9 protein-coding genes and 1 pseudogene are annotated in these 8,416 nt (G+C 57.9%); 5 read left to right on the forward strand and 5 right to left on the reverse strand.

What is annotated here, in order from left to right:
• The first annotated feature begins 163 nt into the window (after positions 1 to 163).
• The 4 genes from WLY71_RS28150 to WLY71_RS28165 all read left to right on the forward strand — a co-directional run bounded on the left by WLY71_RS28150 (position 164) and on the right by WLY71_RS28165 (position 4,385).
• Complete coding sequence (locus WLY71_RS28150) at positions 164 to 433, forward strand: hypothetical protein (protein WP_347806164.1); 270 nt, start codon at positions 164 to 166, stop codon at positions 431 to 433.
• 101 nt (positions 434 to 534) lie between these two features.
• Positions 535 to 1,149: a LysE family translocator gene (locus WLY71_RS28155; RefSeq protein ID WP_347806165.1), complete on the forward strand. Its 615-nt coding sequence runs from the start codon at positions 535 to 537 to the stop codon at positions 1,147 to 1,149.
• A gap of 204 nt (positions 1,150 to 1,353) precedes the next feature.
• Positions 1,354 to 2,511 carry an aminotransferase class V-fold PLP-dependent enzyme gene (locus WLY71_RS28160; protein ID WP_347806166.1) on the forward strand — a complete coding sequence of 386 codons (1,158 nt, stop codon included), beginning with the start codon at positions 1,354 to 1,356 and terminating at the stop codon, positions 2,509 to 2,511.
• Between the two features lie 65 nt (positions 2,512 to 2,576).
• Positions 2,577 to 4,385, forward strand: a complete 1,809-nt coding sequence (locus tag WLY71_RS28165; RefSeq protein WP_347806167.1) for an aminopeptidase P family protein — start codon at positions 2,577 to 2,579, stop codon at positions 4,383 to 4,385.
• Here WLY71_RS28165 and WLY71_RS28170 read toward each other — a convergent pair.
• The 3 genes and pseudogenes from WLY71_RS28170 to WLY71_RS28180 form a co-directional block, all read right to left on the reverse strand.
• Positions 4,378 to 4,623: pseudogene (locus tag WLY71_RS28170) on the reverse strand (LysR substrate-binding domain-containing protein); the annotation flags it as partial. The gene WLY71_RS28165 and the pseudogene WLY71_RS28170 sit on opposite strands and share 8 nt — an antisense overlap.
• A gap of 26 nt (positions 4,624 to 4,649) precedes the next feature.
• Positions 4,650 to 5,240, reverse strand: a complete 591-nt coding sequence (locus WLY71_RS28175; protein ID WP_347806168.1) for a 2-hydroxychromene-2-carboxylate isomerase — start codon at positions 5,238 to 5,240, stop codon at positions 4,650 to 4,652.
• A gap of 36 nt (positions 5,241 to 5,276) precedes the next feature.
• Positions 5,277 to 6,005 carry an SDR family oxidoreductase gene (locus WLY71_RS28180; protein ID WP_347806169.1) on the reverse strand — a complete coding sequence of 243 codons (729 nt, stop codon included), beginning with the start codon at positions 6,003 to 6,005 and terminating at the stop codon, positions 5,277 to 5,279.
• Between the two features lie 92 nt (positions 6,006 to 6,097).
• Between WLY71_RS28180 and WLY71_RS28185 the strand changes: the two genes are divergently transcribed.
• The gene (locus WLY71_RS28185) at positions 6,098 to 6,658 is read left to right on the forward strand and encodes a TetR/AcrR family transcriptional regulator (RefSeq protein WP_347806170.1); all 561 of its coding nucleotides are present in this window, start codon (positions 6,098 to 6,100) and stop codon (positions 6,656 to 6,658) included.
• A gap of 15 nt (positions 6,659 to 6,673) precedes the next feature.
• Here WLY71_RS28185 and WLY71_RS28190 read toward each other — a convergent pair whose 3' ends face one another.
• Positions 6,674 to 6,955, reverse strand: coding sequence for a hypothetical protein (locus tag WLY71_RS28190; RefSeq protein WP_008156219.1), 282 nt, complete (start codon positions 6,953 to 6,955; stop codon positions 6,674 to 6,676).
• Positions 6,956 to 7,123: 168 nt separating this feature from the next.
• Positions 7,124 to 8,011 carry a threonine/homoserine exporter RhtA gene (gene rhtA, locus WLY71_RS28195; protein WP_347806171.1) on the reverse strand — a complete coding sequence of 296 codons (888 nt, stop codon included), beginning with the start codon at positions 8,009 to 8,011 and terminating at the stop codon, positions 7,124 to 7,126.
• Positions 8,012 to 8,416 lie beyond the last annotated feature (405 nt).

Raw genomic sequence — 8,416 nt, forward strand, 5'->3', positions numbered from 1 at the left:
TCTTATCGGTATATAAAAGGACTTTGTAGGAGCTGCCGAAGGCTGCGATCTTTTGATCTTGGCCAACCCTGATACCCACTATCGAGAGCGTTGATTTCTGCCCGTCGAAGGGTGCGGGTAGCCTGTGTTCATTGCCCCGAACTCAGATGCCAGGACGCCAGACATGAAACCTCTAATCGCCACTTTCTTGCTGCTCGCGGTCTCCGTTCTCGCTGGATGTGCCAGCCATGTTTCACCGGAATTGCGGCCGTACACCGCCGAAGAAAGCAAGGAACTGGCGTTGGAAGACTTGAATCGTCGCGGTTTGTCCTTCGACGAATACCACGCGAAAAAAGCCGAATTGCTCGGTCAACCGCAAAAATCGTTCAGTTTCGACAAACAAGGCGAGATGAACGCCGAACGTGCTGTACAGCTTCACGGTCGTCCTAGCTGATCGAAAACTGTACCGCTTGAAGTTTCACGTAACTGTCCATGGGTTTCCCTTAAGGGCTGCGATAGGGTCAACACCTGACTGACCCCAATGGACTGCCACCCATGACGCTCTCGCTCGATTTGCTGCTGGGCTTCGCCCTGTTTGCGCTTGTCACCTCGATAACTCCCGGCCCCAACAACACGATGTTGCTGGCATCGGGCGTGAACTTCGGCTTTAACCGCACCATTCCCCACATGCTTGGCATTACCTGCGGCTTCTTCGTGCTCGTCGTGGCGGTAGGTTTCGGCTTGGGCGCAGTGTTTCAAACCTATCCTTTGCTCTACAGCGTGCTGCGTTACGTCGGCGCTGCGTATTTGTTGTATCTGGCGTGGAAGATTGCCCAGTCAGGACCGGTTTCCGAGAGTGAAAAGGGCGAGAGCAAGCCAACCAGCTATTTGGGCGCCGCAGCGTTCCAGTGGGTCAATCCCAAGGCCTGGATCATGGCCATCGGTGCCATTAGCACCTACACGCCAATGCAGGGTTATTTCACCAACGTGATCGTGATTGCGGCGGTGTTCGCCTTGATCAACCTGCCGAGCGTCAGTGTCTGGGCAGGCTGTGGCACGTTGTTGCGCAACGTGCTGAAAGATCGCCGCTGGTTGCGGCTGTTCAACTGGGGCATGGCCTTGCTGCTCGTGGCTTCGCTGTATCCGTTGTTGCTCGAAAGCTTCAGCTGACGCATTGCTTCAACCGGTTGCCCGATGCCTGTTAAGCTCGACTTCAGGAGCGTTCCTACGCACTTTTAAATGAAGTTGTTCTTCTTTAACGGCCTCCGATCAGGTATTTCTAACGCTCTGTACGATCGGCGCAGCTCACGAGGCTGCGCTTTGACGTTTCAGTGACGAGCCTCCTGATCCCGGAACATGCTCTGCGAGTCTTCTATGAATAAACGTCCTCTGTATTTCGACTACGCCGCCACCACGCCGGTGGATGAGCGAGTCATCAAGGTCATGGTCGAGTGTCTGGGTTTTACCGGCAACTTCGGCAATCCGGCGTCCAGCTCCCATGCGTTCGGTCAACAGGCCCGGCAATCGGTCGAGCAGGCGCGGCGCCAGGTCGCCGACCTGGTCGGCGCCCAGGCGGAGCAGATCGTCTGGACCTCCGGCGCCACTGAATCGAACAACCTTGCCCTCAAGGGCGTGGCCCAGGCTCGCGGCGTTTCTGGCGGCCACATCATCACCAGCCAGATCGAACACAAAGCGATTCTCGACACGGCGAAGCAGTTGCAGGATGCCGGTGTTGCGGTGACTTATCTGGTGCCTGACGCCGAGGGTCTGATTACCCCGCAAGCGGTCAGCGAAGCGATGCGCGAAGACACCTTTCTGGTGTCGCTGATGCTGGTCAATAATGAGCTGGGCACGGTCAACGACATCTCGGCTATCGGCGAAATCGTGCGTGCACGCGATGCGTTGTTCCATGTCGACGCGGCTCAAGGTGCAGGCAAAGTGGCGATCGATCTGACCCGGTTGCCAGTGGATCTGATGTCATTTTCCGCCCACAAGATTTACGGCCCAAAAGGCATCGGCGCGCTGTACGTCGGGCCGCGCGCGCAGCAGCGTTTGCAGGCGCAGATTCACGGCGGTGGTCACGAGGGCGGTTTGCGTTCCGGCACCCTGGCGACTCACCAAATCGCTGCCATGGGTGTGGCGTTCGCGTTGGCGGCCTCTTCGTTCGATGAAGAGAAAGCCATGATCGTCCGGTTGCGCGAGCGCTTGCTCGAACAGCTGCTGAGTATTCCCGGCGTTCGCCTCAATGGCAGTTCGACCCAGCGCATCCCTCATACCTTGAGCCTGACCTTCAACGAAGGTGAGTTCAATTCCGCGGCGTTGAGCACTTCGATCGCGTTTTCCGCGACCTCGGCCTGCAACTCCGCCAGCAATGCGCCCTCCCATGTGCTGCTGGCCTTGGGGCATGACGCCCGTTCGGCGAGTCGCACCATTCGCTTGAGTCTCGGCCGGTTCACCACCGAGCAAGACATCGACCAAGCGGTACACCTGATTAAAGCGGCCTGCGCCAGTGCTCCGGCATTTTGGCAATAAGGTCTGAAAGTGCCGGCGTTGATCGGTACTCAACAATAATGATGAAGTAATTAGCAGGAGACATGATGAGTACGCAGCCTTCGATCAATGGATCGGTGCCCCAACGCCTGGCGCAAACCCGCGAACTGATGAGCCGGGAGGGCATTCACGCTCTGCTGGTGCCGTCGGCCGACCCGCATCTTTCGGAATACCTGCCGGGTTACTGGCAAGGGCGGCAATGGTTGTCGGGCTTCCATGGCTCGGTCGGCACGCTGATTGTTACGCCGGACTTTGCCGGCGTCTGGGCCGACAGCCGTTATTGGGAACAAGCGACCAAGGAACTCAAGGGTAGCGGGATCGAACTGGTCAAGCTGCAACCGGGTCAGCCCGGCCCGCTGGACTGGCTGGCCGAGCAAACCCCTGAAGGCGGCGTCGTCGCGGTAGATGGTGCGGTAATGGCCGTGGCTTCGGCGCGTACGTTGGGTGGCAAACTCGAAGAACGCGGCGCACGTCTGCGCACTGACATCGATGTGTTGAGCGAAGTCTGGAGCGACCGTCCGACGCTGCCAAACGAACCGATCTATCAACACCTGCCGCCTCAGGCGACGGTCAGCCGCGGCGAGAAACTGGCCAAGCTGCGTGAGGTTTTGAAAGATCGCGGTGCCGACTGGCACTTCATCGCCACCCTCGATGACATCGCCTGGCTGTTCAACTTGCGCGGCGGTGACGTGTCATTCAACCCGGTGTTTGTTTCCTTTGCCTTGATCAGCCAGCAGCAGGCCACCCTGTTCGTGGCGCTGAGCAAGGTCGATGCCGAGCTGCGTGCAGTTCTCGAACAGGACGGCGTGACCCTGCGCGACTACAGCGAAGTGGCCGCCGCCTTGCTCGCCGTACCGAGCGGGGCGAGTCTGCAAGTCGATCCGGTGCGCGTCACCGCCGGCTTGCTGGATAACCTGGATAGCGGCGTGAAACTGGTCGAAGGCCTGAACCCGACGACGTTGGCCAAATCGCAGAAAAGCCTGGCCGATGCCGAGCACATTCGTCAGGCCATGGAGCAGGACGGCGCGGCCCTGTGCGAATTTTTCACCTGGCTGGACACTGCGTTGGGTCGTGAACGCATCACCGAACTGACCATCGACGAACACCTGACGGCCGCGCGTACCCGACGTCCGGGTTATGTATCGCTGAGCTTCAACACCATTGCTGCGTTCAACGCCAATGGCGCGATGCCGCACTACCACGCCACCGAAGAAGAACACGCGGTGATCGAAGGCGACGGTCTGTTGTTGATCGACTCCGGCGGCCAGTACTTGGGCGGCACCACTGACATCACGCGGATGGTGCCGGTCGGTACGCCGACCGCTGAGCAGAAGCGCGATTGCACGCGGGTGCTCAAAGGCGTGATTGCATTGTCCCGTGCGCAGTTCCCCCGTGGCATTCTCTCGCCGTTGCTCGATTCGATTGCCCGCGCGCCGATCTGGGCTGAAAGCGTTGATTACGGTCACGGCACCGGTCATGGCGTCGGCTACTTCCTCAACGTGCACGAAGGCCCGCAGGTCATCGCCTATCAGGCCGCCGCGGCACCGCAAACCGCCATGCAGCCGGGCATGATCACGTCCATCGAACCGGGTACTTACCGTCCGGGGCGCTGGGGTGTGCGGATCGAGAACCTGGTGTTGAACCGTGAGGCGGGCAAAAGCGAGTTCGGTGAGTTCCTGAAGTTCGAAACCCTGACCTTGTGCCCGATCGACACTCGCTGCCTGGAACCGTCGCTGCTGACCGATGACGAAAAACAGTGGTTCAACGCCTACCATGCCGAGGTGCGCGAGCGCTTGAGCCCGTTGCTCGACGGCGCAGCCCTTGAGTGGTTGAACACCCGCACTGCGGCTATTTGATCGGTTGGAGTTCAGGCGCTTCTTCGAGCGCCTGGCTCATGTAGTCGACAAAGGCTTTGACCCTGGCGGATTGGCGACGATTCGCCGGGGACACGGCATGAATCGGCAGCGACTGGGCGCTGTATTCCAGCAAAATCGCTGTCACGCGTCCCGCCTTCAAGTCCTCGCTGAACAGCCAAACCGGCGACAGCGCAATCCCCAGTCCCCCCAATACCATCTCGCGGAGTGCCTCGGAGCTGCGCAGGGGCGGTTGGTTGTCGAGATTTAACTCAGGGCTTCAAGGACAAAGTCCAGGCGATCCTGGCCGAAGAACAGCTGATTATCGACAAACATGCTCGGGGCACCGAATACGCCCCGTTGCACCGCTTTCTCTGTGTTGTCCTTGAGAGCGGCTTTGACTTCCTCGTCGGCGGTCAGGGCCAGCACCTCATTTGGATCGAAACCGTTCTGTGTCAGTACTGACGCGACGGTTGCGAGGTCATCGAGGCTGCGGCCTTCAACCCAGAGGGCGTGAAACAGGCAATCGATGAATGCCTGAAAGCGTTCGGGATGGCGCAACTGCATGCCGGTGACGGCGCGCATCAGCATCAGGGTGTTGATAGGAAAGTGGGGATTGAACTTCAGTGGCACGCCATAGCGCTTGGCATAGCGGTCCAGGTCTTGGAACATGTAGCGGCCCTTGGCGGGGATGGTCGCGGGGGAGGCGTTACCAGTGGCTTTGAAGACGCCGCCCAGCAAGATTGGTATGTAGATCAACTGGCTGTCGGTCCGCTCGCAGATCTTCGGCAGTTGGGTATAGGCCAGGTAGGTGGCGGGGCTGCCGAGGTCGAAATAGAACTCCACGGTTTTGCTCATGGTCAATGTGCTCTGCTTATTATTGTGGGGGACGGCTTACCAGCGTTCGCTCCAGGGGCGCAGGTCCAGCTCGAAGGTCCATGCGTCACGGGGCTGGCTGTGCAGGTACCAATAGTTCTCGGCGATGTGCTCTGGATTGAGAATGCCGTCCTGGTCCTTGGTCGCGTACTTTTCGGGGAAACTCTCGCGGATAAAATCGGTATCGATGGCGCCGTCGACTACAACATGGGCGACGTGAATGTTCATCGGCCCCAGTTCACGCGCCATGCTTTGCGCCAGGGCACGAATCCCGTGCTTGGCGCCGGCGAACGCCGCAAATCCTGAGGCTCCACGCAGGCCGGCGGTAGCGCCGGTGAACAGGATAGTCCCGCGTTGACGCTTGGCCATGCGTTTGGCCACTTCACGAGCGTTGAGAAATCCTGAGAAGCAGGCCATTTCCCAGATCTTGAAATATTTGCGCGCGGTTTCTTCGAGAATGCTGCAAGGCACATTGGCGCCAATGTTGAAAACGAACGCTTCGATTGGGCCGATCTGGCTTTCGATCTGCTCAACTAACGCAATCACGTCCTCTTCCTTGCGCGCATCACAGGCAAACCCGTGGGCTTCACCGCCATCGGCCTTGATGGCATCCACCAGCGGCTGGAGTTTGTCTGCGCTGCGGCGGGTGACACACGCCACAAAACCTTCCTGCGCAAAGCGTTTTGCAATTTCGCCGCCGGTGGCATCCCCGGCACCTACAACCAGTACGACCTTCTTGTTATTCATGAGTAGATCCCTTTGCTAAACGATCGTTAACTAAACGAACGTTATGCTAAGATTCGGCAAGCGTCAAGGCGATCAATCCTGAGGGCAAGGCAATGCGTTACTCGGCCAATCACAAACTGGAAACCAAAGAGAAACTACTTGAAAGCAGTGCGGTGTCGGCCAAGAAGTCTGGTTTTTCAACGGTTGGTGTCGACGGTTTGATGAAGGCGATCGGCTTGAGTGGCGGGGCTTTCTACAGTCACTTTTCGTCGAAGGATGAGCTGTTCGCTTCAATCGTCGAGCGTGAGCTGTCTCAAAGCCTGGAGCGTTTAGGGGCGGATCAGAATCCTGAGAAGTTCCAGCGCTGCCTGAAACACTACCTGAGCATGGCTCATGTCGAACACCCGGAATCCGGTTGTGCTTTGCCGGCATTGGGGGCTGAGATTGCACGTTCAGACGTGATGATTCGTCAGCAGGCGGAGAACTGGATTTGCCGGCTTCAGAAGAGTTGGGCGCAAGTTCTGGATAGCGACAGCCTGGCATGGGCGATTCTGTCGCAATGTATCGGTGCGTTGGTCATTGCGCGAATGCTGGCCACGCCGGACATTCAGCGCGCGGTATTGAAGTCCAGTTACGATGAGATTGGCCGCCAGATCGCAGGTCCACGAACGTGACAAGACGGCATCAATCTATTTGCAAATGACGATCATGCTGCGGCTGGTATAGCCAGCAGGGTTGAGACCGAACGGGTAATCGCCTGGTTCTTCCACAGCGTCCCCTGACTTGGCGATGACCTTGTAACCTTTGGGAGCGCACGAGTTGGCAGCGCTGGTGTAGCACTTGTCCCAGGATGACGAGAGCCCGGAACAGTTGATATGCAGCCCTCTCTTGCCGTGTTTTACCTGGGTTTTCGATGTCGCCGCGCAGCCCGCAACCGCAAGTACGGCGATCAGTATCAAAATTCGTTTCATTACTGTCCTTATAGCGTCCCCGGATCTTTGCGCCCGGGTTTGGCTGCATTCGCTTTCGCTTGAAGCGGTCTGATATCCCTATCTGAAAAATCCATGTCTGACACTGGGTTACGGGTCTAAACATGGCCTAATTGCGCGGCAAATACCAGACCCTCGTCAAATCCTGTCTCAATCTGCAGCGACAGCAGGCTTGGCTGCACTCCCCATGGTCATGGTCGCGCCTATGGAAGCCAGAATGATGCACATGATGGCCATCCATTGTGACAGTGAAAGGTACTCATGGAGAAACAACAGGCCTGACAGTGCGCCGATCGCAGGTTCAATGCTCATCAACGTGCCGAATGTCCGGGTCGGGATTCGGGTGAGGGCGACCATCTCCAGCGTGTAGGGCACGGCTGTGGACAGAATGGCGACAGCGATGGCCACGGGGATCAGTGAGGGAGTGAGCAGCGCGGCGCCAGCATGGACGATGCCGATAGGGGCTACAAAAAGTGCCGCGATCATCACCCCCAGGGCCGCGGTCTGCACGCCATTGTCGGCGCCGGCCTTTTGGCCGAACAGAATGTACAGCGCCCAGCAGACACCTGCGCCCAATGCATAACCGGCGCCTACCAGATCGATCCCCGCGGTCGTTTCTCCCATAGGTATTAACAGCAGTAAGCCGACGGCTGCCAGGGCGATCCACAAAAAGTCGATCACGCGACGTGAGGCATAGATGGCTACCGCCAGTGGGCCGGTGAATTCCAGCGCAACCGCGATACCGAGGGGGACGGTTTGCAAGGACATATAGAAGAGGAAGTTCATGCCGCCCAACGCCATTCCGTAGACGATGACGGTGCGCAGGGATTTTGCGGTGAGCTTCGCTCGCCAGGGGCGCAGTATCAACATCATGATCACGCTGGCGAAGATCAGCCGCAGGGTGGTGGTCCCTTGCGCACCGATAATGGGGAACATGCTTTTAGCAAGGGAGGCTCCTGACTGGATTGATGCCATGGCTATCAATAGCAGGCCAACCGAAAACAGGGTCGAGGCAAGGCTACGAGGTTGGTCATTCATGGCGTGGCATCGTCCGAAGTAGGAAGCGAGAGTGTTATTGGGCAATATACTGCGCATTCATGGCGGGCGCGTCTATATATAAGCAGCGATTTTGAGCATCCTTATAGAAAAGCGTAATTAAGGGTTGACGGCAGATTCTGGAAGTCTATAATTCGCCCCACTTCCGGCGCAGTCGAAACGGAAAACTCCTTGGTAAACAATGAGTTACGCAGTTTTCGACAGCGAGTTGCTTCAGGTCATCGAAGCCCAGAAGGAGTTGATCAGGCAGTGTGTTTTCGCCTAATTGACGATTCGATCTTCTCGGTCGAAAGCGGTGTAAAAGAGGTGTTGACAGCAGCGAGTAACGCTGTAGAATTCGCCTCCCGCTAACGAGAGATCGGAAGCGCAAGTGGTTGAAGTTGCAAA

The organism is Pseudomonas rossensis (genome assembly GCF_039888995.1).
Classification (GTDB): Bacteria; Pseudomonadota; Gammaproteobacteria; order Pseudomonadales; family Pseudomonadaceae; genus Aquipseudomonas; species Aquipseudomonas rossensis.

What these genes read in the sequence shown, in the direction of transcription:
- WLY71_RS28150 (WP_347806164.1), top strand. Translation starts at nt 164, where the DNA reads ATGAAACCTCTAATCGCCACTTTCTTGCTGCTCGCGGTCTCCGTTCTC.
- WLY71_RS28155 (WP_347806165.1), top strand. Translation starts at nt 535, where the DNA reads ATGACGCTCTCGCTCGATTTGCTGCTGGGCTTCGCCCTGTTTGCGCTT.
- WLY71_RS28160 (WP_347806166.1), top strand. Translation starts at nt 1,354, where the DNA reads ATGAATAAACGTCCTCTGTATTTCGACTACGCCGCCACCACGCCGGTG.
- WLY71_RS28165 (WP_347806167.1), top strand. Translation starts at nt 2,577, where the DNA reads ATGAGTACGCAGCCTTCGATCAATGGATCGGTGCCCCAACGCCTGGCG.
- WLY71_RS28175 (WP_347806168.1), bottom strand. Translation starts at nt 5,240, where the DNA reads ATGAGCAAAACCGTGGAGTTCTATTTCGACCTCGGCAGCCCCGCCACC.
- WLY71_RS28180 (WP_347806169.1), bottom strand. Translation starts at nt 6,005, where the DNA reads ATGAATAACAAGAAGGTCGTACTGGTTGTAGGTGCCGGGGATGCCACC.
- WLY71_RS28185 (WP_347806170.1), top strand. Translation starts at nt 6,098, where the DNA reads ATGCGTTACTCGGCCAATCACAAACTGGAAACCAAAGAGAAACTACTT.
- WLY71_RS28190 (WP_008156219.1), bottom strand. Translation starts at nt 6,955, where the DNA reads ATGAAACGAATTTTGATACTGATCGCCGTACTTGCGGTTGCGGGCTGC.
- rhtA (WP_347806171.1), bottom strand. Translation starts at nt 8,011, where the DNA reads ATGAATGACCAACCTCGTAGCCTTGCCTCGACCCTGTTTTCGGTTGGC.